The organism is Enterobacter cloacae complex sp. IR5459 (assembly GCF_049238005.1).
Lineage (GTDB): Bacteria > Pseudomonadota > Gammaproteobacteria > Enterobacterales > Enterobacteriaceae > Enterobacter > Enterobacter hormaechei_C.
The window spans coordinates 389,898-416,744 of record NZ_JBMKIG010000003.1 but is presented as its reverse complement, the minus strand read 5'-3'; the positions used below and the strand labels follow the sequence as shown (position 1 = coordinate 416,744).

Genomic DNA, 26,847 nt, shown 5'->3' with positions numbered 1-26,847 from the left:
TTTACTACGTAAGGACGTCTCAATGAAATCGCTGCGTTTACTTTTATGCGCTCTCCCGCTGGCGTTAACCGGCTGTTCCACGCTCTCATCCATCAACTGGTCTGCGGCCTATCCGTGGAACTGGTTTGGATCCTCAACGGAAGTGACCGAGCAGGGCGTGGGCAAAATTACCGCCTCGACGGCGCTGGATCAGGATGCCATTCAGGATGCCATCGGCAGTGATTATCGCCTGCGCAGCGGCATGAAAACCGAGAACGGCAACATCGTGCGCTATTTCGAAGCGTTGAAAGATGACAAGGTGGCAATGGTCATCAACGGCGATAAAGGTACGGTCAACCGCATTGCGGTGATGGATGAAGAGATCCCGACCTCAGGTGGCGTGAAGATAGGTACGCCGTTTGGCGAGCTCTACCAGAAAGCGTTTGGCCACTGCGCCAGTGTGCCGTCGGAGGAGAGCGTGGCGGTCGAGTGTAAGGCCGACGGCAGCCAGCACATTAGCTATGTATTCAGCGGCACCTGGAACGGTCCGGAAGGGTTAATGCCGTCTGACGACACCCTGAAAAAGTGGAAAGTGAGCAAAATTATCTGGAAGCAGTAATTTGCGCCTGAGCAAGCCGCCTCGCTGAAATCCAGGTATAATAGCCGCCATCAATGCCACGCAGTCGTGGCATCTTTTTTTCAGGAGGAGCGATGTCTCAGGTTCAGAGTGGCATTTTGCCAGAACATTGCCGCGCGGCGATTTGGATTGAAGCCAACGTCAAAGGGGATGTGGATGCCCTGCGCGCGGCCAGCAAAGTTTTCGTTGATAAACTGGCCACCTTCCAGGCCAAATTCCCCGAAGCCCATCTGGGCGCGGTGGTTGCCTTTGGCAATACCGTCTGGCGTCAGCTGAGCGGCGGCGAAGGCGCAGAAGAGCTGAAAGATTTTATTCCTTATGGCAAAGGTCTTGCGCCCGCCACCCAGTATGACGTCCTGATCCATATCCTCTCCCTGCGCCATGACGTGAACTTCTCCATCGCTCAGGCAGCGATTGAGGCCTTTGGTGACAGCATCGACGTGCAGGAAGAGATCCACGGTTTCCGCTGGGTGGAAGAGCGCGATTTGAGCGGCTTCGTCGACGGCACCGAAAACCCGGCCGGGGAAGAGACGCGTCGCGAGGTGGCTGTAATCAAGGATGGCGTGGACGCGGGCGGCAGCTACGTGTTCGTCCAGCGCTGGGAGCATAACCTCAGGCAGCTCAACCGCATGAGCGTGCATGACCAGGAGATGATGATTGGCCGCACCAAAGACGCCAATGAAGAGATTGACGGCGATGCGCGTCCGGTCACGTCCCACCTGTCCCGCGTTGACCTTAAAGAAGACGGTAAGGGGCTGAAGATTGTTCGCCAGAGCCTGCCGTACGGCACCGCGAGCGGTACGCACGGCCTGTACTTCTGCGCTTACTGCGCGCGGCTCTACAACATCGAACAGCAGCTGCTGAGCATGTTTGGCGATACCGACGGAAAGCGTGACGCCATGCTGCGCTTCACCCGTCCGGTGACTGGCGGCTACTACTTTGCGCCGTCCGTTGAGCGCCTGCTGGCGCTGTAAATCGCTCTCCATTCGTAGGCCGGGTAAGCGTTAGCGCCACCCGGCAATTTCTCTCGCACTCTTATTCCCTTTTCTGCTTCTAAATCACTAAACGGTATATAAAACCGTTACTCCTTTAGACTCCGTTATAAATATTATGACTATAAGATAGTCATCACATTTATAAGGGTGCGCAATGGCCGTTACTGTACTGAAAAAAGGATCGCTGGCACTGGCAGGTTTACTGCTGGTGGCGCAGGCGCAGGCAACCGAGTTGCTGAACAGTTCTTATGATGTTTCGCGCGAGCTGTTTGCCGCCCTTAATCCCGCATTTGAACAGCAGTGGGCGAAAGAGAACAACGGCGACAAGCTGACCATCAAACAGTCGCACGCTGGCTCATCCAAGCAGGCGCTGGCCATTTTGCAGGGGCTGAAAGCGGACGTGGTGACCTACAACCAGGTCACGGACGTGCAGATCCTGCACGACAAAGGCAAACTGATCCCGGCGAACTGGCAAAGCCGCCTGCCGAACAACAGTTCGCCATTTTACTCCACCATGGGCTTCCTGGTGCGCAAGGGCAACCCGAAGAACATCCACGACTGGAACGACCTGGTGCGTTCAGACGTCAAGCTGATTTTCCCGAATCCGAAAACTTCCGGCAACGCGCGTTATACCTATCTGGCGGCGTGGGGCGCGGCGGACAAAGCTGACGGTAACGATAAAGCGAAAACCGAACAGTTTATGACCCAGTTCCTGAAAAACGTCGAGGTGTTTGATACCGGCGGTCGTGGCGCAACCACTACCTTCGCCGAACGCGGGCTGGGCGACGTTCTGATCAGCTTTGAATCCGAGGTGAACAATATTCGTAAACAGTACGAAGCGCAGGGCTTCGAAGTGGTTATCCCGAAAACCAACATTCTGGCCGAGTTCCCGGTGGCGTGGGTGGATAAAAACGTTAAGGCTAACGGCACAGAAAAGGCGGCGAAAGCCTACCTGAACTATCTGTACAGCCCGCAGGCGCAGACCGTTATCACCGACTACTACTACCGTGTCAACAACCCGGACGTGATGAGCAAGCTGAAAGACAAATTCCCGCAGACCGAGCTGTTCCGCGTGGAAGATCATTTCGGCGCCTGGCCTGAGGTGATGAAAACGCATTTTGCCAGCGGCGGTGAGTTAGACAAATTGCTGGCGGCGGGGCGTAAGTAATGTTTGCAGGATCAACAAGACGTGTGCTGCCGGGTTTTACCTTAAGCCTCGGGACCAGCCTGCTGTTCGTCTGTCTGATTTTATTGTTACCGCTCAGCGCTCTGGTGATGCAGCTCTCTGAGATGAGCTGGTCCCAGTACTGGGAAGTGGTCACCAATCCTCAGGTGGTGGCGGCCTATAAGGTCACGCTGCTGTCTGCGTTCGTGGCCTCGATTTTTAACGGCGTGTTTGGCCTGCTGATGGCGTGGATCTTAACCCGCTATCGCTTCCCGGGCCGCACGCTGCTCGACGCGTTGATGGATCTGCCCTTTGCCCTGCCGACGGCAGTGGCCGGTTTGACGCTGGCGTCGCTGTTTTCCGTGAACGGCTTTTACGGTGAGTGGCTGGCGAAGTTTGATATCAAAGTGACCTATACCTGGCTCGGTATCGCGGTGGCGATGGCCTTTACCAGCATCCCGTTTGTGGTGCGTACCGTGCAGCCGGTGCTGGAAGAGTTAGGACCCGAATACGAAGAGGCCGCGGAAACCCTGGGCGCCACGCGCTGGCAGAGTTTCCGTAAGGTTGTTCTGCCGGAACTTTCTCCGGCCTTGCTGGCGGGGGTGGCGCTCTCCTTTACCCGCAGCCTCGGTGAATTTGGCGCGGTCATTTTTATCGCCGGGAACATCGCGTGGAAAACCGAAGTGACCTCGCTGATGATTTTTGTCCGTTTGCAGGAGTTTGATTATCCGGCCGCGAGCGCGATTGCCTCGGTGATCCTTGCCGCGTCGCTGCTGCTACTGTTTTCGATTAACACTCTGCAAAGTCGCTTTGGTCGACGTGTGGTAGGTCACTGATGGCGGAAGTTACGCAATTGAAGCGCTATGACGCGCCCCGCATCAACTGGGGCAAATGGTTTCTGATTGGTACCGGCGTGCTGGTCTCCGCATTCATTCTCGTCGTGCCGATGGTGTACATCTTCGTACAGGCCTTCAGCAAAGGGATTATGCCCGCGCTGCAAAATCTGGCCGATCCGGACATGCTCCACGCCATCTGGCTGACGGTGATGATTGCCCTGATCACTGTCCCGGTGAATCTTTTGTTTGGCGTATTGCTGGCCTGGCTGGTAACGCGCTTTAACTTCCCGGGGCGTCAGCTGCTGCTGACCCTGCTGGATATCCCGTTTGCGGTGTCTCCTGTGGTGGCGGGTCTGGTTTATCTGCTCTTCTACGGCTCCAATGGCCCGCTGGGCGGCTGGCTGGATGAACACGACCTGCAAATCATGTTCGCCTGGCCGGGGATGGTGCTGGTGACCGTCTTTGTCACCTGTCCGTTCGTGGTGCGCGAGCTGGTGCCAGTGATGCTCAGCCAGGGCAGCCATGAAGATGAAGCCGCGGTGCTGCTCGGCGCTTCCGGCTGGCAGATGTTCCGCCGCGTCACGCTGCCGAATATCCGCTGGGCACTGCTTTACGGCGTGGTGCTGACCAACGCCCGTGCGATCGGTGAGTTTGGCGCGGTGTCGGTAGTATCCGGCTCGATTCGCGGCGAAACCCTGTCGCTGCCGTTACAGATTGAATTACTGGAACAGGACTACAACACTGTCGGTTCCTTTACTGCCGCAGCGTTGCTGACGCTGATGGCCATTTTGACCCTGTTTTTGAAGAGTGTGGTGCAGTGGCGTTTAGAGAATCAGGAAAAACGTCAGCATCAGGAGGGAAATCATGAGCATTGAGATTGCCAATATTAAGAAGTCTTTTGGTCGCACCCAGGTGCTGAATGATATCTCGCTGGATATCCCTTCCGGACAAATGGTGGCGCTGCTGGGGCCGTCTGGCTCCGGTAAAACCACGCTGCTGCGTATTATCGCCGGGCTTGAGCACCAGACCAGCGGACATATCCGCTTCCACGGTACGGACGTGAGCCGCCTGCATGCCCGCGACCGTAAAGTGGGCTTTGTATTCCAGCATTACGCGCTGTTCCGCCACATGACGGTATTCGACAACATTGCGTTTGGCCTGACCGTGCTGCCGCGTCGTGAACGTCCAGATGCCGCCGCCATCAAAGCGAAAGTGACCAAACTGCTGGAGATGGTGCAGCTTGCACATCTGGCGGACCGCTTCCCGGCTCAGCTTTCCGGCGGGCAGAAGCAGCGCGTGGCGCTGGCGCGTGCGTTAGCCGTTGAACCGCAAATCCTGCTACTGGACGAACCGTTTGGCGCGCTGGATGCGCAGGTGCGTAAAGAGCTGCGCCGTTGGCTGCGTCAGCTGCATGAGGAACTCCAGTTCACCAGCGTTTTCGTGACCCACGATCAGGAAGAGGCGATGGAAGTGGCCGACCGCGTGGTGGTAATGAGTCAGGGCAACATTGAGCAGGTTGACGAGCCAGAGCAGCTCTGGCGTGAACCGGCGACCCGCTTTGTGCTGGAGTTTATGGGAGAAGTAAACCGCCTTCAGGGCACCATTCGCGGCGGTCAGTTCCACGTTGGCGCGCACCGCTGGCCGCTGGGGTATACCTCCGCGCATCAGGGGCCGGTGGATCTATTCCTGCGTCCGTGGGAAGTGGACGTCAGCCGCCGTACCAGCCTGGATTCACCGCTTCCGGTGCAGGTGCTGGAAGCTAGCCCTAAAGGTCACTACACCCAATTAGTGGTACAGCCCCTGGGCTGGTACACCGAGCCGCTGACCGTGGTTATGCGTGACGACGAGCCGCCGCACCGGGGGGAACGCCTGTTTGTGGGGCTGCAACACGCGCGCATTTATCACGGCAACGAGCGCATCGAGACGCGCGAGGATATTGCTCTGGCGGAGTCAGCCTGATAGGTTATTGAGTATGTTTTTCGCCCGGTGGCGTGATGCTTACCGGGCTTTTTATTGAGTAAAAATCGTGAATACACTCGAACACACCATCGGCAACACCCCTCTGGTCAAACTTCAGCGCATGGGGTGTGACAACGGCAGCGAAATCTGGGTCAAACTTGAAGGCAATAACCCGGCGGGGTCGGTGAAAGACCGGGCGGCGCTGTCGATGATTGTTCAGGCCGAAAAGCGCGGCGAGATAAAGCCCGGCGATGTGCTGATCGAAGCCACCAGTGGTAACACCGGTATCGCACTGGCGATGATAGCCGCCCTGAAAGGCTATCGTATGAAGCTGCTGATGCCGGATAACATGAGCCAGGAGCGCCGTGCCGCCATGCGCGCCTATGGAGCCGAGCTGATTCTGGTGAGCAAAGAGCAGGGGATGGAAGGGGCGCGAGATTTAGCGTTAGCGATGGCGGAGCGCGGGGAAGGCAAGCTGCTCGACCAGTTTAATAACCCGGACAACCCGTACGCGCACTACACCACCACCGGCCCGGAAATCTGGCAGCAAACCGCCGGGCGCATCACCCACTTTGTCTCCAGCATGGGGACCACGGGCACGATCACCGGTGTGTCACGCTTTCTGCGTGAACAGGATAAGCCAGTGACGATTGTCGGCCTGCAACCGGAAGAGGGGAGCAGTATTCCGGGCATCCGCCGCTGGCCGGCGGAGTATATGCCGGGCATCTTTAATGCGCAGCTTGTGGACCAGGTGCTGGATATTCATCAGCGCGAGGCGGAAAATACCATGCGTGAGCTGGCCGTACGTGAAGGCATCTTCTGCGGCGTCAGCTCTGGCGGTGCCGTAGCGGGCGCGATTCGGGTGGCTGAGTCCACGCCGGGAGCGGTGGTCGTAGCGATTATTTGCGATCGCGGCGACCGTTACCTGTCTACCGGCGTCTTTGGTGAAGAGAGTTATTCGCAGGGGGCGGGGATTTAAGCGTCATGGAGATGATTTTATTCCGGGATAACACCCGGGCGCAGCAAACCGATATTGTCGCCGTACAGTCGCAGGTGGTGTACGGCAGCGTGGGAAACAGCATCGCGGTGCCGAATATTCGCACCCACCGGCTGAACGTTACCGCCGTGCCGACGGTGCTGTTCAGCAATACGCCACACTACGACACCTTCTACGGCGGGGTGATCCCGGACGAGTGGTTCAGCGGCTACCTGAAGGCGCTGGAAGAGCGTGAGATTTTACGCGAGTTAAAAGCGGTGACAACCGGGTATATGGGCAGTGCCAGCCAGATCGTGCTGCTGGCGCAGTGGCTGAAGGCGATCAAAGTGCAACATCCCGATCTGCTGGTGCTGGTTGACCCGGTAATCGGGGATATCGACAGCGGGATGTACGTGAAGCCGGATATTCCTGAAGCCTACCGTGAACATCTGCTCCCGCTGGCCCAGGGCATTACGCCCAACGTGTATGAACTGGAAGTGCTGAGCGGCAAACCGTGCCGTACGCCGGAGAGCGCCATTGCCGCCGCGCAGGGGCTGCTGTCCAACTCGCTGAAATGGGTGGCTATCACTAGTGCGCCAGTGGCTGACGATCCGCAAAATATCCACGTCGTGCTGGTAAGCGAGGAGGGCGTTACCGTAAGCGCACACCCGCGCGTTGAGACGGACCTGAAAGGGACGGGGGATCTGTTCTGTTCGGAGCTGGTGAGCGGTATCGTCGGGGGTAAAACCGTGGCCGACGCCATTCGCATGGCGGGCGACAGGGTGACTGACGTGATGATCTATACGCAGTCGAAAGGCTATGACGAGCTTATCCTGCCTGCATAAACAAAAATGGCGCCCGAAGGCGCCATTTTACCGTGCGGCAAGAATTACTTCTTGATGCGGATAACCGGGGTTTCACCCACGGTAACGCTGCCAGACAGTTTGATCAGTTCTTTGATTTCGTCCATGTTGGAGATAACAACCGGAGTCAGGGTAGACTTCGCTTTTTCTTCCAGCAGTGGCAGATCGAATTCAATTACCGGGTCGCCAACTTTAACACGCTGGCCTTCTTCCGCGATACGTTTGAAGCCTTCGCCTTTCAGTTCAACGGTGTCGATACCGAAGTGAACGAACAGTTCGATACCGCTATCGGATTCGATAGAGAACGCATGGTTGGTTTCAAAAATTTTACCGATGGTGCCGTCAACTGGAGCAACCATTTTGTTGCCAGTTGGTTTGATAGCAATGCCATCACCAACGATTTTCTCAGCAAACACTACATCCGGCACGTCTTCGATGTTGACGATCTCGCCGGAGAGCGGAGCAACAATCTCAATAGTTCCGGAGTCTTTCTTGTCATCAGAAACCAGAGATTTCAGTTTATCGAACAAACCCATGATCTTCTCCTAAGCAGTAAATTGGGCCGCATCTCGTGGATTAGCAGATTGTTTTTTCTTCAATGAACTTGTTAACCAGCGTCATTAACTCGTCCGTTGTCGGTTGAGCAAGAGCCTGCTCTGCTAACACCTTCGCATCTTCGAAGTTCGTGTTACGGATAATCTTCTTAATGCGCGGGATGGAAATGGCGCTCATAGAGAATTCGTCCAGACCCATACCCAGCAACAGAAGTGTAGCACGTTCGTCGCCTGCAAGCTCACCACACATGCCAGTCCATTTACCTTCTGCATGAGAAGCATCAATAACTTGCTTGATCAAATTCAGTACGGACGGTGACATTGGCTGGTAGAGATGTGAAATCATATCATTACCACGGTCAACTGCCAGGGTGTACTGCGTTAAATCATTGGTACCGATACTAAAGAAATCAACTTCTTTGGCTAAATGACGCGCAATGGTCGCGGCTGCCGGTGTTTCCACCATCACGCCGATCTCAATGGATTCGTCAAATGCTTTACCTTCGTCGCGCAGTTCCTGTTTGTAGATTTCGATCTCTTTCTTCAGTGCACGCACTTCTTCAACAGAGATGATCATCGGGAACATGATGCGCAGTTTACCGAAAGCGGAGGCACGCAGAATAGCGCGAACCTGGTCACGCAGGATCTCTTTGCGATCCATGGCGATACGCACGGCACGCCAGCCCAGGAACGGGTTCTCTTCTTTCGGGAAGTTCATGTACGGCAGCTCTTTGTCGCCACCGATGTCCATGGTACGGACGATAACCGCCTGCGAGCCGCACGCTTCCGCAACCGCTTTGTACGCTGCAAACTGCTCTTCTTCCGTTGGCAGAGCGTCGCGATCCATGAACAGGAATTCAGTACGATACAGACCCACACCTTCCGCGCCGTTGCGCTCAGCGCCGTCAACGTCACGTACGGTACCGATGTTAGCGCACACTTCAACCTGATGGCCGTCCAGCGTGATGGCTGGCAGATCTTTCAGTTTAGCGAGTTCCGCTTTCTCGGTAGCAACCTGCTCCTGAACGGCGCGCAGTTGCTCGATCACATCGTTAGTTGGGTTGACGTAAACCACGTTGTTTACGGCATCCAGAATCAGATAGTCGTCGTTTTTAACCTGAGAGGTAACGCTACCGGTACCCACGATGGCTGGCAGCTCCAGAGAACGCGCCATGATTGAGGTGTGGGAGGTACGTCCACCTGCGTCAGTAATGAAACCCAGCACCTTGTTCAGGTTCAGCTGTGCGGTTTCAGACGGGGTCAGGTCAGCGGCAACCAGGATAACTTCGTCCTGAATCGCGCTCAGATCGATGATGGCCAGACCCAGGATATTGCGCAGCAGGCGCTTACCGATGTCACGTACGTCAGCCGCACGCTCTTTCAGGTATTCATCGTCCAGCTCTTCCAGGGCAGATGCCTGACCTTCGATAACTTCATGCGCAGCCGCGTCGGCCGTCATGCCTTTATCTTTAATCAGGGCTATGATTTCCTGCTCCAGCTCCTCATCTTCGAGCAGCATAATGTGCCCTTCGAAGATGGCTTCTTTTTCTTCACCGAAAGTTTCGCCAGCTTTAGTTTTAATCGCTTCCAGTTGCGCAGATGCCTTGGCACGACCGCTCAGAAAACGTTCAACTTCCTGATCAACCTTGTCGGCAGAAATTTTTTTCCGGTCAATGACGATTTCGTCTTCTTTCAGCAGCAATGCTTTGCCGAAAGCGATACCCGGGGATGCTAAAATGCCTGAAATCATAACCCTACCTTACTTGTGACTGATATTGAAAAGAACCCGGTAAACTTACTCGAGTTCAGCCATCAGCTTAACCAGATGCTCAACTGCTTTCTGCTCGTCTTCACCTTCAGCGGAGATGGTAACAACGGTACCCTGAGTCAGGCCCAGAGTTTGCAGCTTGAACAGGCTTTTTGCGCTAGCGCTTTTGCCGTTGGAAGTCACAGTGATTTCAGAAGTGAAGCCTTTCGCTTCTTTAACAAACTGAGCAGCAGGGCGGGTGTGCAGACCGTTCGGAGCGGTAATGGTAACTTCTTGCTGGAACATTGTATTTCCCCAACTTATAGGTTTAGTGTTGTGGAACTAAAGTCTAGCCTGGCGACTTAACTTTAGCCTGTATAGTTAGCGCTGACGTTTCAATCGTCATTAAACATTATGCAGTGAAAGCAAGACTTGAACCAAATCATAAAATCGATTCAGCAGCGCTATTTCGTTCACCGATTAATTTCGCGCATCAAAATAATTGCTGTTTTAAATACCAGACCCAACGGGGTGAAGCAATGCCAGGAGGGGTAAAACTTTGAAGCAGGCCACAAAAAAGCACCTGAAAAGGTGCTTTTTTACGCGTTTTTAACATGCTGGCATCACTGTTGCAGTTCTTTCTCTGTGAAGAGATCGGCAAACAGTGCTGTGCTTAAGTAACGCTCACCCGAAGACGGTAGGATAACCACAATGTTCTTATTGGTAAAGGTTTCGTCTTCCAGCAGTTTGAGCGCTGCCGCAACCGCCGCACCGGAAGAGATACCCGCCAGAATGCCTTCCTCGTCCATCAGGCGACGCGCCGTAGAGATGGCTTCTTCATTGGTGATGGCGACCACTTTATCGATCAGCTTCAGATCGAGGTTGCCTGGAATAAAGCCAGCCCCGATACCCTGGATTTTGTGCGGACCTGGTTTGATCTCTTCGCCTGCCAGCGCCTGAGCGATAACCGGCGAGTCGGTTGGCTCAACGGCAACGGTAATCAGATCTTTTTTACCTTTCGTGCCTTTAATATAGCGAGACACCCCGGTCAGCGTACCGCCGGTGCCTACGCCGGAGATAAACACATCAACCTGACCGTCGGTATCTTCCCAGATTTCCGGACCGGTGGTTTTCTCATGAATTTCCGGGTTGGCCGGGTTGCTGAACTGCTGGAGCAGCAGATACTTTGCCGGATCGCTGGCGACGATTTCTTCGGCCTTCTGAATCGCGCCCTTCATGCCTTTCGCGCCTTCGGTCAGGACCAGGTTCGCACCCAGCGCTTTCAGCAGCTTACGACGCTCAATGCTCATGGTTTCAGGCATAGTCAGCGTCAGCTTATAGCCACGCGCCGCCGCAACATAGGCCAGAGCGATACCCGTATTGCCGCTGGTGGGTTCAACCAGCTCAACGCCAGGTTTCAGCACGCCACGCTTTTCAGCATCCCAAATCATATTCGCACCGATACGGCATTTAACGCTGAAGCTTGGGTTACGAGATTCGACCTTCGCCAGAATGCGTCCATTACCGATACGGTTCAGTCGAACCAGGGGCGTATGACCGATAGTCAGCGAGTTGTCTTCATAAATCTTACTCATGGCCTGTCCTTAACTGTATGAAATTGGGATACCGACCCAGCATACCTGTTGAACAGGTATGGGGAAGTAAGGAAATCGCATATCTATATGCTGCAAGGAAATAATGGGGATCAGTATGGAATAAGGGGCGGCATAAGCCACCCCTCTTTTACACATTTTTGCATTACTTCCATAACGCGTGCTTAGCGCGGTAGCAGTCCACCCACATCGCCGTCGCGCCGCATACGGCAACGGGCATGATGAACAAATTCAGGAAAGGGATCATGGTGAACAGGCTGGTCAGCGCGCCAAACTGCATATTGGCAACCTTCTGAGTGCGCAGGGCAGTGCGCATCTCTTTAAACGGCACTTTGTGGTTATCGAACGGATAATCACAGTACTGGATAGCGAGCATCCAGGCGCTGAACAGGAACCACAGCACGGGCGCGACCGTCTGGCCAATCCCGGGTACAAAATAAAGGATAAGCAGCACAATCGCCCGCGGCAGGTACCAGGCGAACTTCTGCCATTCACGCTTCATGATGCGGGGGAGATCTTTCACGAGCCCCAATACGCCCGTGTCAGGTGGCGTCGCACCGGTCAGGCGCGCTTCAAGCTGTTCGGCCAGCAGACCGTTGAACGGCGCGGCTATCCAGTTTGCTATCGTCGAAAAGAAATAGCCGAAAACCAGCAGCACGGAGATAACCGCAATCGGCCAGAGCAGGTAGTCTAGCCACTGTAACCAGTCCGGCACATAGCTCATCAGGGAAGGGATCCACGTTTCCAGTCTGGTGAACAGCCACCAGAAGGCCCCGCCCATCAGAATAATGTTGATCAGTAACGGCAAAATAACGAAGCGTCGAATGCCCGGCAGGGAGACCAGTTTCCAGCCCTGAGAAAAGTACCAGACCCCGCTGCGTGGGGCAGAAGAAGATGTTGAAACCATACCAGGCTGTACTCCTTTTTACACAACCAGTGGAATTGCCCGCCTATATTATCCAGTTACGGGCCAATGACCAGTTCGGAAATGTTCGAAAAACCAGCAAAAAGCACGATTTAGTTCATCTTTATGCTGTGAATGCTCTGCACACACTTGCACTTGACGTAAACGGCAAATACTCTTAGTGAGTAAATGTTTGCCGTGGTGGCAAGGTGTTAGAACAACAGAGAATATAATGATGCAGGATTTGCGTCTGATATTAATCATTGTTGGCGCGATCGCCATAATCGCTTTACTGGTACATGGTTTCTGGACCAGCCGTAAAGAGCGTTCCTCTATGTTTCGCGATCGTCCACTGAAGCGCATGAAGTCCAGTCGTGACGACGATGACGTTGAAGACGACATCGACGGTCTTGACGACGACGGCGTGGGTGAAGTTCGTGTTCATCGGGTCAATACTGCGCCCGGCGCAGCGCATGGAGAGCATGAAGCCCCCCGCGCTCCGCAGCACCAGTATCAACCACCGTATGCCTCTGCCCAGCCGCGCCAGCCAGCGCCGCCGCCAGTGGAAGAACCTGTTCGTCATCCGCCGCACCAGCCTGTGCAACAGCAGCCCGTTGCGCCACAGCCTGTACAGCCGCAACCTGTCCAACAGCCTGCACAGCCAGTGCATCAGCCACAGCCTGTTCAGCAGCCGCAGCCGGTACAACAACCGCAGCCGCAGCCTGAACCGCCTGCGCCACAGCCCGCCCCGCGCGCTGAGCCAGAGCCGGTTGCAGAGCCAGAACCGGTTGTTGAAAAGCCGCAGCGTAAAGAAGCGGTGATCATTATGAACGTGGCTGCTCATCATGGCACCCATCTGAACGGTGATGTGCTGCTTAACAGCATCCAACAGGCAGGCTTCAAGTTCGGCGACATGAATATTTTCCATCGCCACCTGAGTCCTGACGGCAGCGGTCCGGCGCTGTTCAGCCTGGCCAATATGGTCAATCCAGGCACGTTTGACCCGGAAATGACCGGTGATTTCGTCACGCCAGGCGTTACGATCTTTATGCAGGTGCCGTCCTACGGTGACGAGCTGCAAAACTTTAAGCTGATGCTACAGTCCGCTCAGCACATCGCCGACGAAGTGGGCGGTGTGGTGCTCGACGATCAGCGTCGAATGATGACGCCGCAGAAACTGCGCGAGTATCAGGACCGCATCCGCGAAGTTAAGGAAGCGAACGCGTAATCGTCGCGTTAACTTAACTCCTCCTCAACCCCCGCCTGTCGGGGGTTTTTCTCATTGATGGTGCGATATGGACTCAATCGAACAACAACTTACTGAACTGCGAACCACGCTTCGCCATCATGAATATCTCTATCATGTTATGGACGCACCGGAAGTGCCGGATGCGGAGTATGACCGCCTGATGCGTGAACTGCGCGAGCTGGAAGCGCAGCACCCCGAACTGATTACGCCCGATTCTCCAACGCAGCGCGTCGGTGCGGAACCGCTGGGAGCTTTCAGCCAGGTGCGCCACGAAGTGCCGATGCTGTCGCTGGATAACGTGTTTGATGAAGAGAGTTTTCTGGCTTTCAACAAGCGCGTGCAGGATCGCCTGAAGAGCGTCGACAATCTGAGCTGGTGCTGCGAGCTAAAGCTGGATGGTCTGGCCGTCAGTATTCTTTATGAGAACGGCGTGATGGTGCGTGCCGCAACGCGCGGCGACGGCACTACCGGGGAAGACATCACCACCAATGTGCGCACTATTCGTGCGATCCCGCTGAAACTGCGTGGCGATAACATTCCCGCCCGGCTGGAAGTGCGCGGGGAAGTGTTCCTTCCGCAGGCGGGCTTCGAGAAGATCAACGAAGAAGCGCGTCGTACCGGCGGGAAAGTGTTTGCTAACCCGCGTAACGCGGCGGCAGGTTCGCTGCGTCAGCTCGATCCGCGTATCACCGCGAAGCGACCGCTTACTTTCTTCTGCTACGGTGTCGGGATCCTGGAAGGCGGTGACCTGCCAGATACCCACCTGGGTCGTTTAATGCAGTTCAAAGAGTGGGGATTACCGGTAAGCAACCGCGTGCAGCTCTGCGACTCTCCGGAGGCGGTGCTGGCGTTCTATCACAAGGTTGAAGAAGATCGTCCCACGCTCGGGTTTGATATTGACGGCGTGGTGATCAAGGTTAATTCGCTGGCGTTGCAGGAACAGTTGGGATTTGTGGCCCGTGCGCCACGCTGGGCGGTGGCCTTTAAGTTTCCGGCGCAAGAGCAGATGACCTTCGTTCGCGACGTGGAGTTTCAGGTCGGACGTACGGGGGCCATTACGCCTGTGGCGCGTCTGGAGCCTGTGCAGGTGGCTGGCGTGCTGGTAAGTAACGCCACGCTGCATAACGCCGATGAAATTGCGCGTCTGGGGCTGCGAATTGGTGACAAAGTGGTGATTCGCCGCGCGGGTGATGTGATCCCACAGGTGGTTAACGTTGTGGAGTCTGAACGTCCTGCCGACACCCGTGCCATCGAGTTTCCAGCCCACTGCCCGGTATGTGGTTCTGACGTTGAGCGCGTGGAAGGTGAAGCGGTAACGCGCTGTACGGGCGGGTTAATCTGCGGCGCGCAGCGTAAAGAGTCCCTGAAGCACTTCGTCTCCCGCCGGGCGATGGACGTGGACGGAATGGGTGACAAGATTATCGACCAGTTAGTTGAGAAAGAGTACGTCCATACGCCTGCGGACCTCTTTACCCTGACGGCAGGTAAGCTGACCGGTCTTGAGCGTATGGGACCGAAATCTGCCCAGAACATTGTTAACGCGCTCGAGGCGGCCAAAAACACCACCTTTGCCCGTTTCCTTTACGCGCTCGGCATTCGTGAAGTCGGAGAGGCGACGGCGGCAGGGCTGGCGGCGTATTTCGGCACGCTGGACGCGCTGGAGAAAGCCACCATCGACGAGCTACAGAAAGTCCCTGATGTCGGTATTGTGGTCGCCACCCACGTTTTCAACTTCTTCGCTGAAGAGAGCAACCGTGAAGTGATCGGTAAATTACTGGAACAGGGCATTCACTGGCCCGCACCGGTAGTGGTTAATGCCGAAGAGATCGACAGTCCGTTTGCCGGTAAAACGGTGGTGCTGACCGGCAGCCTGAGCCAGCTCTCGCGCGATGATGCGAAAGCGCGCCTGGTGGCGCTGGGGGCAAAAGTGGCGGGAAGCGTGTCAAAGAAAACCGACCTGGTGATTGCCGGGGAAGCGGCCGGTTCGAAGCTGGCAAAAGCGCAGGAGCTTGGCATCGAGATAATCGACGAAGCGGAAATGATGCGCCTGTTAGGAGAGTGACGTGGAAAAAGAGCAGCTCGTTGAGATCGCCAATACGGAGATGCCGTTCGGTAAATATAAGGGTCGCAGGCTGATTGATTTACCGGAAGAGTATCTGCTGTGGTTTGCCCGTAAGGATGAGTTCCCCGCCGGGCGTCTGGGCGAGCTGATGGCTATCACGTTACTGATCAAAACAGAGGGGCTGACCCAGCTGGTTCAGCCCCTGAAACGTCCTTAAACTTTCGCGGCGTGGGTCTCTTCCTGCGCCAGCTTTTCCGTCTGCGCCTTGTAACGCCGCGCCAGTACCGCACACACCATCAGCTGGATCTGATGGAAAATCATCAGCGGCAACACCATCATCCCAATGACGGACGTCGGGAAAAGAATATTGGCCATTGGGATCCCGTTGGCCAGGCTCTTTTTCGATCCGCAAAATACAATGGTGATTTCATCGGCCTTATTGAAGCCGCATTTGCGGGCCACAAAGACGTTAACCGCGATGACAATGGCCAGCAGAACGATGCTTACCACCACAATAAACAGCAGCGATCCAGCGCCCACCCTGTGCCAGATGCCGTTCACCACGGCTTCGCTGAAGGCCGTGTAAACCACCAGCAAAATTGAGCTTTGGTCCGTTTTCCCGATCCATTTTTTATGTTTCGCCACAAACTCCCCAATCCAGGGACGGGATAAGTGTCCGAGCACAAACGGCAGCAGCAGTTGCAGACAAATTTTACCCACCTGCTCCAGATTGCCTTCCGCCCCGTGCATGTTCATCAGCAGACCGACCAGCAGCGGTGAAACAAAGATCCCGAGCAGGCTGGAAGCGGAAGCAGAACAAACCGCCGCCGCGACGTTACCGCCCGCCAGCGAGGTAAAGGCAATTGCAGACTGCACGGTGGCCGGCAAAATGCACAGATAAAGGAAACCGGTATACAGCGCCGGATCGACATTCACCGGCGCCCACCAGGCGAACAGCACGCCCAGAACCGGGAAGAGGATAAAAGTGCTGCACATTACCCACAGATGCAGTCGCCAGTGGCTACCGCCTGCAATAATGGCTTCCCGGGAGAGTTTGGCGCCATGCATAAAGAACAGCAGGGCAATGGCTGCCGTGGTCAGTCCTTCAATAACCGGAACGAAACTGCCCCGCGCCGGGAAGAACGAGGCCACCAAGACGACACCAATCAGGGTCAGTGTAAACGGATCAAGGATACGAAAAAGTTTCATAATCACTCCTGAAAACAGATGCCGCTATTGTGCTTCCTTCCCTTTGAGAAATAAAATTGATTTATTGCATCCATTCATGAATTAAAAAGATGAATTATTCGTTACGTCAGCTTCGCGTTTTCGTCACCGTCGCGCAGGCCCGCAGCTTTAGCCGGGCAGGGGAGATCATTGGCCTCAGCCAGTCGGCGGTGAGCCATAGCGTTAAGGAGCTTGAAACACAAACGGGCGTGAAGCTGCTCGACCGCACGACGCGAGAAGTGGTGCTCACCGAAGCGGGACAGCAGCTGGCAATGCGTCTGGAGAGGCTGCTGGATGAACTGAACAGTACGCTCAGGGATGTCGGCCGGCTCGGCCAACAGCTTTCCGGCACCGTGAGAGTGGCGGCGAGCCAGACGATTTCAGCGCATCTTATTCCCCAGTGCATCGCTGAAAGTAATCACCGCTATCCGGATATTGATTTTGTTTTGCATGACAGGCCGCAGCAGTGGGTACTTGAGAGTATCCGTCAGGGGGATGTGGATTTTGGCATCGTTATTGATCCCGGAGCGGTAAGCGACCTGGAATGTGAAGTGGTACTCTCGGAGCCCTTTTTATTGCTCTGCCGCGATGATGATCCTCTGGCATCGCTGCCGCAGGTGGCCTGGCAGGCCTTGCAGGGGGCAAACCTGGTGTTACAGGATTATGCATCAGGCAGCCGCCCGCTGATAGATGCCGCACTGACCGCGCAGGGTGTTAAGGCAACCATTGTGCAGGAGATCGGGCATCCTGCCACGCTGTTCCCCATGGTCGAAGCGGGGATTGGCATCAGCGTTCTGCCGGCGCTGGCGCTGCCACTGCCGCAGGGGAGTCGTTTAACGGTGAAGCGTTTCGTACCCTGTGTCGAACGCCAGCTGATGCTGGTACGCCGTAAAAACAGGTCTCTTTCCGGCGCGGCGCATGCCTGCTGGGATGTGGTGCGTATGCAGGCCGAACGTTTGATGGAGGCCCGCACACGCGATCCACTTTTTAACGAAACCAATAATCAGACGTAGATATTAATCTGATGTTCTGCGGAGGGCTTATTGATGCCTTCCGCGACTGCCTCACCTTTTTCCTGCTTTGGCATCGCCTCTTCGGCCTGCTGACGCTGCAATTGCGCCAGCTGTGCCTGCAACATAGCCAGCTGAGATTCGAGTAATTCTTGCTGCTTTTGCTTTTCTTCTGCTGTGGCATCACCCATGGCCACTTCTTTGAGCTGCTGAGTGACTTTCGTTATCTGTTTGGTCAGACGGGTGATTTGAGAAGCAATGTCGTTTCCGCCGGAGCTGTTATCTACGCTGCCGATTTCCATCGCCGACAGAGAAACGGGCTTAAGAGTTGTCATATTGAGATCCTTTTCGCCATAAAATAGAGGTATCGGCAAAGAAGGCGTGAGCTTGAGTAAAACAAGCGGTCTGGCTGCAATGGGGATGTGCTATGTCGCAGATAGCAAAAAAGCGCCTTTAGGGCGCTTTTTTACATTGGTGGGTCGTGCAGGATTCGAACCTGCGACCAATTGATTAAAAGTCAACTGCTCTACCAACTGAGCTAACGACCCGAAATGGTGGGCGATGACGGGCTCGAACCGCCGACCCCCTCCGTGTAAAGGAGATGCTCTACCAACTGAGCTAATCGCCCATTTCGGAACTGCTGCGATAAGGTGAGAATGGTGGGCGATGACGGGCTCGAACCGCCGACCCCCTCCGTGTAAAGGAGATGCTCTACCAACTGAGCTAATCGCCCAATCTCAATTCTTATCTACACTGCGAGTCTACCGAAGTAGATGGTGGGTGATGACGGGCTCGAACCGCCGACCCCCTCCGTGTAAAGGAGATGCTCTACCAACTGAGCTAATCGCCCAATCTCAATTCTTATCTACACTGCGAGTCTACCGAAGTAGATGGTGGGTGATGACGGGCTCGAACCGCCGACCCCCTCCGTGTAAAGGAGATGCTCTACCAACTGAGCTAATCACCCCCGCTGTGTGGAGTCGCATTATAGGGAGAGTTGAAAATGAGTCAACGCATTTTCTAAAGTTTTTATTCGTTCGTCGTAAAATTAGTCAAAACGATCGCAAAACGGACTGTGGCGCATGATTTATAAACAAAAACAGCAATCTCGAACCGGATAAAGTGATCGACATTGAGGAATCGGCCCACAGTGATAGAATATTGCCCATTGTTTTCTTCCCGGAATTTGCCGATTACCGGCATCTTTATAACGTAAGGCCATTTCATGAAAATCAAAACTCGCTTCGCGCCGAGCCCGACAGGCTATCTGCATGTCGGTGGTGCACGTACCGCTCTCTACTCCTGGCTTTTCGCACGTCACAACAACGGTGAGTTTGTGCTGCGTATTGAAGACACCGATCTGGAGCGCTCAACGCCGGAAGCAATTGAAGCCATTATGGATGGGATGAACTGGCTGAATCTGGCGTGGGACGAAGGCCCATACTTCCAGACCAAACGTTTTGACCGCTATAACGCCGTAATTGACGAGATGCTGGTGGCAGGCACGGCCTATAAGTGTTACTGCTCCAGGGAGCGTCTGGATGCGCTGCGCGAAGAGCAAATGGCAAAAGGCGAAAAACCGCGTTATGACGGTCGCTGCCGCCATGACCACAGCGAGCATGCTGCTGATGAGCCTTGCGTAGTGCGTTTTGCTAACCCGCAGGATGGCTCTGTTATCTTTGATGACCAGATCCGTGGCCCGATCGAATTCAGCAACCAGGAGCTGGATGACCTCATCATTCGTCGTACTGACGGATCGCCAACCTATAACTTCTGCGTAGTTGTGGACGACTGGGATATGGAAATCACTCACGTGATCCGTGGTGAAGACCATATCAATAACACCCCGCGTCAGATCAACATTCTGAAAGCGTTGAACGCGCCTGTACCGGTATATGCGCACGTATCAATGATCAACGGTGACGACGGTAAAAAGCTGTCCAAACGTCATGGCGCGGTGAGTGTGATGCAGTACCGTGATGACGGCTATCTGCCGGAAGCGCTGCTGAACTACCTGGTGCGTCTGGGCTGGGCTCATGGTGACCAGGAGATCTTCAGCCGCGAAGAGATGATCGAGCTGTTCTCTCTGAACTCGGTGAGCAAATCAGCCAGCGCGTTCAACACTGACAAACTGCTGTGGCTGAACCATCACTACATCAATACCATGCAGCCAGAATATGTAGCGACTTATCTGCAATGGCACATTGAACAGGCAAACATCGATACCCGTACGGGCCCTGAACTGGCGGATCTGGTGAAGCTGCTTGGCGAGCGTTGCAAAACGCTGAAAGAAATTGCTGAAAGCTGCCGTTACTTCTATGAAGAGTTTGACGCGTTCGACGCCGACGCGGCCAAGAAACACCTGCGTCCGGTTGCGCGTCAGCCGCTGGAAGTGGTGCGTGACAAACTCGAAGCCATTACCGAATGGACTGCGGAAAATGTTCACCACGCGATTCAGGCTACCGCTGATGAGCTGGAAATTGGCATGGGTAAAGTCGGTATGCCGCTGCGCGTTGCGGTGACGGGGGCAGGCCAGTCTCCGGCGCTGGACGTGACCGTTCATGCCATCGGCAAATCACGTAGCGTTGCGCGTATCAACAAAGCGCTGGACTTTATTGCTGAGCGCGAAAGCCAGCAGTAATGCTCGTGTAATACAAAAAACGGCAGGGTAACCTGCCGTTTTTTTATGCCTGTTATTCAGCAATACCAAGACGCGTGAGAAAACCCTGCAACCCTTCACGAGCGAGCAACTTGTGCAAACGTTCCTGTTCGACAGTCGTCATGTTTTCCAGCGAGTCGATAATTTGTGGAAGCAGGCTGGATGAGGTTGCCACGCCGTAGTGGGAAGGGCTTTCCGCCACATGGTAAACAGCCCGACGGTTACGAATGGCAGGAAGGCTAATGATGTGCTCCTTAACGTGCGCATCAATACATATCACCCTCGCTCTTCCGCCTTTTACACCGTTGATACCCTCCGTTTTCCATCCCTTCTGTCGTATCCAGCGATTAACGGTTTGTCGGGCTACGCCCAGACTGTCCGCCAGCTCTTCCGTGGTCATTTTGCTGCGTAATCTTTTCATATCAGCGTTGGTCGCGAATCCCTAAACGTTGTAACAAGCCGGTAATCCCTTCCCGCAGTAACAGCGATGTCATCTGCTTTTGCTCTTCCGGCGTCATTTCATTCGCCAGCGTCAGGAGCAGGGCATGAAGCGAGCCCTCGTGGTACGTATCTGGCAGTTCCGGCGTCTCTGTTGCCCTGCGCGCGCTGCGAATAAAGTCGCGCACTTTTTCATTGACGTGTACCAGACGCGCCTTGCCACCCTGAACGCCTGGCTTTGGCGATGTAATCCAACCCTCTTTGCGTACCCATTTATTGATGGTCTGTCGGCTATAGCCAGTCAGCAGGGCTAACTCTTCTGGCGTCATTCGTTCCTTGATCATACAATTTCCTGAATATCTGTGGGGTTAATTAGTGGTTCATTTTATAGCACCGTTTTACGTGAAAACGTGACAAGCTTAACTCCTGGCTGCGAGCAGGCTCGCAAAGTGATTCATTTGCATGATTTTTCGGCGGTTGAAAGGCGGAGGTTGAATTTGCCGTTGACACTCTGCGGCGGAATTCATATTATGCCGCCCGTCAACATGACAGCTTTACGACGGGGCTATAGCTCAGCTGGGAGAGCGCCTGCATGGCATGCAGGAGGTCAGCGGTTCGATCCCGCTTAGCTCCACCAAACTCTGAACCCAACAGAGTGCGGTAGGTAAAGTAACATGTGGGGCTATAGCTCAGCTGGGAGAGCGCTTGCATGGCATGCAAGAGGTCAGCGGTTCGATCCCGCTTAGCTCCACCAAAATTTAAACCCTCGTCGCAAGACGGGGGTTTTTTTATATCTTGTAAAATGTTTAGACTCTTTTTGTTGCCAGCAATGTCGTTTTCTATACATCACCTCAATCCAAATCAATAAACAAGTCTATAAATAGACCTGAACTTGATTCGTGCAATTAATAAACCTATTATCCATCCGGTCAATAAGACGATGGTTAAATAGATCACACGGATTAATGAATAGAAAAATTTACAATAATGTAAAAATATTTATGATTGTCCTGGCGTTAAGCCTGATTACGATCCCCTTTTCCCGTTATATCTCCCCGCGCGCTATCGTCAACGAAAATGATGTTTATTTAGCGTGGTTGCCCTTAAGCGCCATGCTCGCCATCGTATTGTTATTTGGACGTCGGGCAATCATTCCTTTACTGATTGGATTTAGTGTTACTAACATTTATTACTTTGATTTAGCATTACTACAATCTTCCGTGTTATTAATTTGTCAGACGTTTGCCGTCTTCGCTGCCTGTGGCGTCATCCGTCTGATGCTGGGCAAACGCTGGCGACACAGCATCCCGAATAAGTACATCGGTATACGTATTTTCTGGCTCGGATTTGTGGTTCCTGTAGGCATCAAATTATCGATGTATCTGGCGGGATATTTATTTGATTTTCCGGTGACAATCTCCTCCTATTTCGGCGAAGGCTCTGCAATTTATAACGTTATCGATATTCAAAGCCTGATTTGTGCCGCCCTGATTTTCACCATGATGTTCTACTACCCGTTAAGAATGATAATTAATCCCCGGTATGCCCGAACATTCTGGCGGCGAAGCGTGAAGCCCCTCTTTTGTCACAAAAAAGTGTTATTTATCGTTGTGTGGCTGATGCTGTTGGTCTCGATGATCGCTATTTTGTGCGCGCCTTTCGAGTCACAGTTTATTGCTGGTTATTTGATGCCAATCGTTTTTATTCTTTTTACCCTGGGGATTGGTCGTCTGAGCTATGCGCTCATCTCTTTACTCTGGGCGGCCTCGGCGCTCATGCTGTTGACCTACAATTATAATTTTCTTAATGGCGTTGAATCGGGCCACTCGCTCTCCTTTATCTTGTCGGTACTGATCTCTTTCGCCATCTGCCTGCTTTACATGTCGCGGATCTATCAGAAAAGTGAATGGCTGAAACAGGGGTGGCAGGAGAGGGCGCTTACCGATCCGCTCACCGGTCTGCCTAACATTCGTGCGCTGGAAGTGTTTTTACAGCACCATCCCGAAGCCAAAATCTGCTGCCTGCGCCTGGATAATCTGGAATTTCTGAGCCGTCATTACGGCATCCTCATGCGTGTACACTGTAAAAAGATGATCACCGCGTCGCTGCAACCGTTATTGCAAAAAGACGAGAAGCTCTTTCAGTTGCCAGGCAGTGAGCTGGTGGTGGTCTTGTTGGGGCCGGGCACGGCTGAACGTCTGCAATATATGGTTGATCATCTGAACAGCCGTAAGATTGTCTGGAACAAGACTGAGCTCGACATTGAGTTTGGCGCCTCCTGGGGCGAAGTACCGGATGGGGAAAGCCTGCACCACACGCTGGGTCAGCTGAGCTGGCTGTCCGAGCAATCCTGTGGCGGGCATAACGTTCTGGCGTTAACCAACAGTCTGGATGATGTCTCTGGTCAGACGACGGACAGGGTGCTAATGCTGGCCCGCATAAAACGCGCCCTTGATATCGGCGGTCTTCACCTTTACGCCCAGCCAATTCACAACGCGCGCGGGGAAGGGTACTTTGAAATCCTCTCCAGGCTGGAAAGCGATGGCGAGATCATCACCCCTGACCGCTTTATTCCGCTGATTGCTCAGTTCAACCTGAGTCACCGGTTTGACCTGAACGTGTTGGAAAAATTGCTGATGTGGATGCGCAGCCATCCGTCCGGACGTGCAGGAACGCGCTTCTCCGTTAATCTGATGCCGCTGACGCTGATGCAAAATGAGATTGCGGCTGAGATCATCGCGCTTTTTGAACGCTACGCTATCGCGCCGCAAAATATCATCATTGAGATCACCGAGGAACAGGCTTTCTCAGACTCGGGAAGCAGCATCAAAAATATCCAGCAGCTGCGTGATTACGGCTTCCGCATTGCCATAGACGACTTTGGTACCGGCTATGCCAACTTTGAGCGCCTGAAGCGGCTGGAGGCCGATATCATTAAGATCGATGGTTGCTTCGTGAAAGATATCTGCACCGACAGCATGGATGCGATGATCGTGCAGTCCATTTGCAACATGGCAAAAACGAAATCGCTGTGTGTGGTGGCTGAATATGTGGAAACGGCTGAACAACGCGAGATGTTGTTGCGATTTGGCGTAGATTATTTGCAGGGCTATTTGATTGGTAAACCCCAGCCTCTGGCGGCGCTGGAAGCATAAAAAAACCGGGAGCGAGGACTCCCGGTTTTTATTACGCGGTATGAATTACAGAACCAGTGCTGCAATAGAGGCAGACAGGACGCTCACCAGCGTTGAACCGTAAACCAGCTTCAGGCCAAAGCGAGAAACCACGTTACCCTGCTCTTCGTTCAGGCCTTTAATCGCGCCAGCGATGATACCGATGGAAGAGAAGTTCGCGAAGGAGACCAGGAAGACGGACAGGATCCCTTCCGCACGTGGGGAGAGTGTGCTGGCAATCTTCTGGAGATCCATCATCGCCACGAATTCGTTGGATACCAGTTTCGTTGCCATGATGCTGCCCACCTGCAACGCTTCGTGAGCCGGTACACCCATCACCCAGGCAACCGGGTAGAAGATATAGCCCAGAATGCCCTGGAAGGAGATACCGAGTACGGCCGCAAACAGGGCGTTCAGCGCAGCGATCAGCGCGATAAAGCCAATCAGCATCGCGGCAACGATAATTGCAACCTTGAAACCCGCCAGAATGTATTCACCCAGCATTTCGAAGAAGCTCTGTCCCTCGTGCAGGTTAGACATCTGAATGTTCTCTTCGCTGGCATCCACGCGGTACGGGTTAATCAGCGAAAGAACGATAAAGGTGCTGAACATATTCAGAACCAGGGCCGCAACCACGTATTTAGGTTCCAGCATAGTCATATACGCGCCCACGATAGACATGGAAACGGTAGACATTGCTGTCGCCGCCATGGTGTACATGCGGTTACGGGACATCTTGCCGAGGATATCTTTATACGCAATGAAGTTCTCAGACTGACCGAGGATCAGTGAGCTGACTGCGTTAAAGGATTCCAGTTTACCCATGCCGTTAACTTTCGATAACAGGAAGCCGATCGCACGGATAACCACCGGCAGAACGCGGATGTGCTGAAGGATACCGATCAGGGCAGAGATGAAGACGATAGGGCAGAGTACCTTCAGGAAGAAGAAGGCCAGACCCTGATCGTTCATGCTGCCAAAGACGAAGTTTGTCCCTTCGTTGGCAAATCCGAGCAGTTTTTCGAACATTTCGGAGAAGCCTTTCACGAAGCCGAGGCCTACGTTGGAGTTCAGGAAGAACCACGCAAGTAAAACTTCAATGACCAGCAGCTGGACAACATAGCGAATACGAATTTTTTTGCGGTCTGTGCTGACCAGCAATGCAAGTGCAGTAACGACAACAAGTGCCAGGACAAAATGAAGGACGCGGTCCATATTTGCTCCAAATATGAGGCAGGTTTAATTTCCGTGCACATTCTATGTAACAAGCACAAAGAAAACGAGATCAAGCCCACACTATAGTTACATCCTGTGACGAGTCTCAAAAATAGTGATCAACAATACATTTTTGTTATGTTAGGTAAATGAGTGAAAAGTTAAGTTTGTGTGCTACGCTTCACAAATGTCTGCGCATTTTCACATTCTGTGACCTTGCTCCACCTGCCTGTCTATCGTTCCTGGCTATCAGAGAAATCATGTTAACCATTTCAAATGAACTTGATAATCATTCTCATTTTGATAGCATAAAACATAGCAAAGGCTATATTTCCAGAGGCAGAAATGACGAATAGTCGCGTAGAGAGTAGCAGCGGCAGAGCGGCACGCAAGCTGCGGCTCGCATTAATGGGACCGGCATTCATTGCCGCGATTGGCTACATCGATCCGGGTAATTTTGCGACCAACATTCAGGCCGGGGCCAGTTTCGGCTATAAACTGCTGTGGGTTGTGGTCTGGGCCAATCTGATGGCGATGCTGATTCAGATGCTCTCCGCGAAGCTGGGTATTGCTACCGGAAAAAACCTGGCGGAGCAAATCCGCGATCATTATCCACGTCCGGCAGTTTGGTTTTACTGGGTTCAGGCGGAAATTATCGCCATGGCCACCGATCTCGCCGAGTTTATCGGGGCGGCGATCGGCTTTAAGCTTATTCTGGGCGTCTCTCTGCTTCAGGGGGCCGTGCTGACCGGGATCGCCACTTTCCTGATTCTGATGCTCCAGCGGCGGGGGCAAAAACCGCTGGAGAAAGTCATCGGCGGCCTGCTGCTGTTCGTCGCTGCCGCCTATATTGTTGAGCTGATTTTCTCCCAGCCGAATCTGGCGCAGCTGACGAAAGGGATGGTGATCCCGTCGTTACCTACTTCTGAAGCCGTTTTTCTGGCTGCCGGGGTGCTGGGGGCGACAATTATGCCGCACGTCATTTATCTACACTCTTCATTAACCCAGAATCTGCATGGCGGGACGAGTAAAGAGCGCTACTCCGCCTCGAAATGGGATGTGGCTATCGCGATGACCATTGCCGGATTTGTGAATCTGGCGATGATGGCCACCGCCGCCGCCGCGTTCCACTTTAACGGGCATACCGGGGTTGCCGATCTTGACCAGGCTTACCTGACGCTGGAGCCGTTGCTGAGTCATGCCGCTGCCACCATTTTTGGTTTAAGCTTGGTTGCTGCGGGCCTTTCATCTACGGTTGTGGGGACACTGGCCGGGCAGGTGGTGATGCAGGGGTTCGTACGTTTCCATATTCCGCTGTGGGTTCGCCGCTCGGTCACGATGCTGCCTTCCTTTGTTGTGATCCTGATGGGGCTGGATCCGACCCGCATTCTGGTGATGAGTCAGGTGCTGCTGAGTTTCGGGATTGCGCTGGCGCTGGTGCCGCTGCTGATCTTCACCAGCAACAAATCACTGATGGGCGATCTGGTGAATTCGACGTGGGTGAAACGCGCCGGGTGGGCCATTGTGGTCGTGGTGGTGGCGTTAAACTTGTGGTTGCTGATAGGCACAGCCGCAGGCCTGTAAAA

At 53.9% G+C, this 26,847-nt stretch carries 25 protein-coding genes and 7 tRNA genes; 17 read left to right on the top strand and 15 right to left on the bottom strand.

Annotated elements, in window-relative coordinates; genetic code table 11:
- The first annotated feature begins 22 nt into the window (after positions 1-22).
- From ACOTX4_RS08425 to pdxK, 8 genes are all read left to right on the top strand, one after another.
- The gene (locus ACOTX4_RS08425) at positions 23-598 is read left to right on the top strand and encodes an RpoE-regulated lipoprotein (RefSeq protein ID WP_045330439.1); all 576 of its coding nucleotides are present in this window, start codon (positions 23-25) and stop codon (positions 596-598) included.
- A 92-nt stretch (positions 599-690) separates the two neighbouring features.
- On the top strand, positions 691-1,590 hold the full coding sequence (locus ACOTX4_RS08420) for a Dyp-type peroxidase (protein WP_003861297.1): 900 nt from the start codon (positions 691-693) through the stop codon (positions 1,588-1,590).
- A 175-nt stretch (positions 1,591-1,765) separates the two neighbouring features.
- Entirely contained in the window at positions 1,766-2,779 is a 1,014-nt protein-coding gene (locus ACOTX4_RS08415) for a sulfate ABC transporter substrate-binding protein (protein WP_032609792.1), read from the top strand.
- Positions 2,779-3,612, top strand: coding sequence for a sulfate/thiosulfate ABC transporter permease CysT (gene cysT, locus ACOTX4_RS08410; RefSeq protein ID WP_045330438.1), 834 nt, complete (start codon positions 2,779-2,781; stop codon positions 3,610-3,612). Before ACOTX4_RS08415 ends, cysT begins: the two co-directional genes overlap by 1 nt.
- The gene (gene cysW / locus ACOTX4_RS08405) at positions 3,612-4,487 is read left to right on the top strand and encodes a sulfate/thiosulfate ABC transporter permease CysW (RefSeq protein WP_023325019.1); all 876 of its coding nucleotides are present in this window, start codon (positions 3,612-3,614) and stop codon (positions 4,485-4,487) included. Before cysT ends, cysW begins: the two co-directional genes overlap by 1 nt.
- Entirely contained in the window at positions 4,477-5,571 is a 1,095-nt protein-coding gene (cysA, locus tag ACOTX4_RS08400) for a sulfate/thiosulfate ABC transporter ATP-binding protein CysA (RefSeq protein WP_032659702.1), read from the top strand. Before cysW ends, cysA begins: the two co-directional genes overlap by 11 nt.
- A gap of 67 nt (positions 5,572-5,638) precedes the next feature.
- Positions 5,639-6,550, top strand: a complete 912-nt coding sequence (gene cysM, locus ACOTX4_RS08395) for a cysteine synthase CysM (RefSeq protein WP_003861311.1) — start codon at positions 5,639-5,641, stop codon at positions 6,548-6,550.
- Between the two features lie 5 nt (positions 6,551-6,555).
- Positions 6,556-7,392: a pyridoxine/pyridoxal/pyridoxamine kinase gene (gene pdxK / locus ACOTX4_RS08390; protein ID WP_003861313.1), complete on the top strand. Its 837-nt coding sequence runs from the start codon at positions 6,556-6,558 to the stop codon at positions 7,390-7,392.
- A 44-nt stretch (positions 7,393-7,436) separates the two neighbouring features.
- Here the strand turns inward: pdxK and crr are convergent, their stop codons facing one another.
- From crr to cysZ, 5 genes are all read right to left on the bottom strand, one after another.
- Positions 7,437-7,946, bottom strand: coding sequence for a PTS glucose transporter subunit IIA (gene crr / locus ACOTX4_RS08385; RefSeq protein ID WP_003861316.1), 510 nt, complete (start codon positions 7,944-7,946; stop codon positions 7,437-7,439).
- 40 nt (positions 7,947-7,986) lie between these two features.
- Positions 7,987-9,714, bottom strand: a complete 1,728-nt coding sequence (gene ptsI / locus ACOTX4_RS08380; protein ID WP_023314613.1) for a phosphoenolpyruvate-protein phosphotransferase PtsI — start codon at positions 9,712-9,714, stop codon at positions 7,987-7,989.
- Positions 9,715-9,759: 45 nt separating this feature from the next.
- On the bottom strand, positions 9,760-10,017 hold the full coding sequence (gene ptsH, locus ACOTX4_RS08375) for a phosphocarrier protein Hpr (protein WP_000487600.1): 258 nt from the start codon (positions 10,015-10,017) through the stop codon (positions 9,760-9,762).
- A gap of 317 nt (positions 10,018-10,334) precedes the next feature.
- Entirely contained in the window at positions 10,335-11,306 is a 972-nt protein-coding gene (cysK, locus tag ACOTX4_RS08370) for a cysteine synthase A (protein WP_006811453.1), read from the bottom strand.
- A 163-nt stretch (positions 11,307-11,469) separates the two neighbouring features.
- A complete protein-coding gene (gene cysZ / locus ACOTX4_RS08365; protein WP_003861323.1) occupies positions 11,470-12,231 on the bottom strand; it encodes a sulfate transporter CysZ in 762 nt (253 codons plus the stop codon).
- A 229-nt stretch (positions 12,232-12,460) separates the two neighbouring features.
- On the opposite strand from cysZ, the gene zipA reads away from it, so the two are divergent.
- The 3 genes from zipA (at position 12,461) to ACOTX4_RS08350 (ending at position 15,756) form a co-directional block, all read left to right on the top strand.
- Positions 12,461-13,456, top strand: coding sequence for a cell division protein ZipA (gene zipA / locus ACOTX4_RS08360; RefSeq protein WP_003861325.1), 996 nt, complete (start codon positions 12,461-12,463; stop codon positions 13,454-13,456).
- A 67-nt stretch (positions 13,457-13,523) separates the two neighbouring features.
- Entirely contained in the window at positions 13,524-15,539 is a 2,016-nt protein-coding gene (gene ligA, locus ACOTX4_RS08355; RefSeq protein WP_045330437.1) for an NAD-dependent DNA ligase LigA, read from the top strand.
- A 1-nt stretch (position 15,540) separates the two neighbouring features.
- A complete protein-coding gene (locus tag ACOTX4_RS08350; RefSeq protein ID WP_003861328.1) occupies positions 15,541-15,756 on the top strand; it encodes a DUF3820 family protein in 216 nt (71 codons plus the stop codon).
- Here the strand turns inward: ACOTX4_RS08350 and ACOTX4_RS08345 are convergent.
- Positions 15,753-16,748 carry a bile acid:sodium symporter family protein gene (locus ACOTX4_RS08345; protein ID WP_045330436.1) on the bottom strand — a complete coding sequence of 332 codons (996 nt, stop codon included), beginning with the start codon at positions 16,746-16,748 and terminating at the stop codon, positions 15,753-15,755. The two genes, ACOTX4_RS08350 and ACOTX4_RS08345, sit on opposite strands and share 4 nt — an antisense overlap.
- An 89-nt stretch (positions 16,749-16,837) precedes the next feature.
- On the opposite strand from ACOTX4_RS08345, the gene ACOTX4_RS08340 reads away from it, so the two are divergent.
- Positions 16,838-17,779 (top strand): LysR family transcriptional regulator, encoded by a 942-nt coding sequence (locus ACOTX4_RS08340; protein WP_003861331.1) that lies wholly within the window; start codon positions 16,838-16,840, stop codon positions 17,777-17,779.
- Here the strand turns inward: ACOTX4_RS08340 and ACOTX4_RS08335 are convergent.
- The 6 genes from ACOTX4_RS08335 to ACOTX4_RS08310 all read right to left on the bottom strand — a co-directional run bounded on the left by ACOTX4_RS08335 (position 17,770) and on the right by ACOTX4_RS08310 (position 18,743).
- Positions 17,770-18,111, bottom strand: a complete 342-nt coding sequence (locus ACOTX4_RS08335; protein WP_003861333.1) for a FlxA-like family protein — start codon at positions 18,109-18,111, stop codon at positions 17,770-17,772. The two genes, ACOTX4_RS08340 and ACOTX4_RS08335, sit on opposite strands and share 10 nt — an antisense overlap.
- A gap of 137 nt (positions 18,112-18,248) precedes the next feature.
- Positions 18,249-18,324 (bottom strand) — tRNA-Lys (locus tag ACOTX4_RS08330).
- Positions 18,325-18,328: 4 nt separating this feature from the next.
- Positions 18,329-18,404, bottom strand: a tRNA-Val gene (locus ACOTX4_RS08325).
- Positions 18,405-18,433: 29 nt separating this feature from the next.
- Positions 18,434-18,509 (bottom strand) — tRNA-Val (locus ACOTX4_RS08320).
- 41 nt (positions 18,510-18,550) lie between these two features.
- Positions 18,551-18,626, bottom strand: a tRNA-Val gene (locus ACOTX4_RS08315).
- Positions 18,627-18,667: 41 nt separating this feature from the next.
- Positions 18,668-18,743 (bottom strand) — tRNA-Val (locus ACOTX4_RS08310).
- Between the two features lie 258 nt (positions 18,744-19,001).
- Here ACOTX4_RS08310 and gltX point away from each other — a divergent pair.
- Positions 19,002-20,417 carry a glutamate--tRNA ligase gene (gene gltX / locus ACOTX4_RS08305; protein WP_003861336.1) on the top strand — a complete coding sequence of 472 codons (1,416 nt, stop codon included), beginning with the start codon at positions 19,002-19,004 and terminating at the stop codon, positions 20,415-20,417.
- Positions 20,418-20,469: 52 nt separating this feature from the next.
- Here the strand turns inward: gltX and ACOTX4_RS08300 are convergent, their stop codons facing one another.
- Together ACOTX4_RS08300 and ACOTX4_RS08295 are read right to left on the bottom strand one after the other, a co-directional pair.
- A complete protein-coding gene (locus ACOTX4_RS08300) occupies positions 20,470-20,856 on the bottom strand; it encodes a YfeC-like transcriptional regulator (protein ID WP_017383469.1) in 387 nt (128 codons plus the stop codon).
- 1 nt (position 20,857) lies between these two features.
- Positions 20,858-21,217, bottom strand: coding sequence for a YfeC-like transcriptional regulator (locus tag ACOTX4_RS08295; protein WP_003861339.1), 360 nt, complete (start codon positions 21,215-21,217; stop codon positions 20,858-20,860).
- 217 nt (positions 21,218-21,434) lie between these two features.
- On the opposite strand from ACOTX4_RS08295, the gene ACOTX4_RS08290 reads away from it, so the two are divergent.
- From ACOTX4_RS08290 to ACOTX4_RS08280, 3 genes are all read left to right on the top strand, one after another.
- A tRNA-Ala gene (locus ACOTX4_RS08290) sits at positions 21,435-21,510 on the top strand.
- Between the two features lie 41 nt (positions 21,511-21,551).
- Positions 21,552-21,627: transfer RNA gene (locus tag ACOTX4_RS08285), tRNA-Ala, on the top strand.
- A gap of 211 nt (positions 21,628-21,838) precedes the next feature.
- Positions 21,839-24,028, top strand: a complete 2,190-nt coding sequence (locus ACOTX4_RS08280) for an EAL domain-containing protein (protein ID WP_032659683.1) — start codon at positions 21,839-21,841, stop codon at positions 24,026-24,028.
- Positions 24,029-24,073: 45 nt separating this feature from the next.
- On the opposite strand, the gene nupC is transcribed toward ACOTX4_RS08280, so the two are convergent.
- Positions 24,074-25,261 carry a nucleoside permease NupC gene (nupC, locus tag ACOTX4_RS08275; protein ID WP_003861341.1) on the bottom strand — a complete coding sequence of 396 codons (1,188 nt, stop codon included), beginning with the start codon at positions 25,259-25,261 and terminating at the stop codon, positions 24,074-24,076.
- A gap of 345 nt (positions 25,262-25,606) precedes the next feature.
- On the opposite strand from nupC, the gene ACOTX4_RS08270 reads away from it, so the two are divergent.
- A complete protein-coding gene (locus ACOTX4_RS08270; protein ID WP_003861343.1) occupies positions 25,607-26,845 on the top strand; it encodes an Nramp family divalent metal transporter in 1,239 nt (412 codons plus the stop codon).
- The last annotated feature ends 2 nt before the right edge of the window (positions 26,846-26,847 follow it).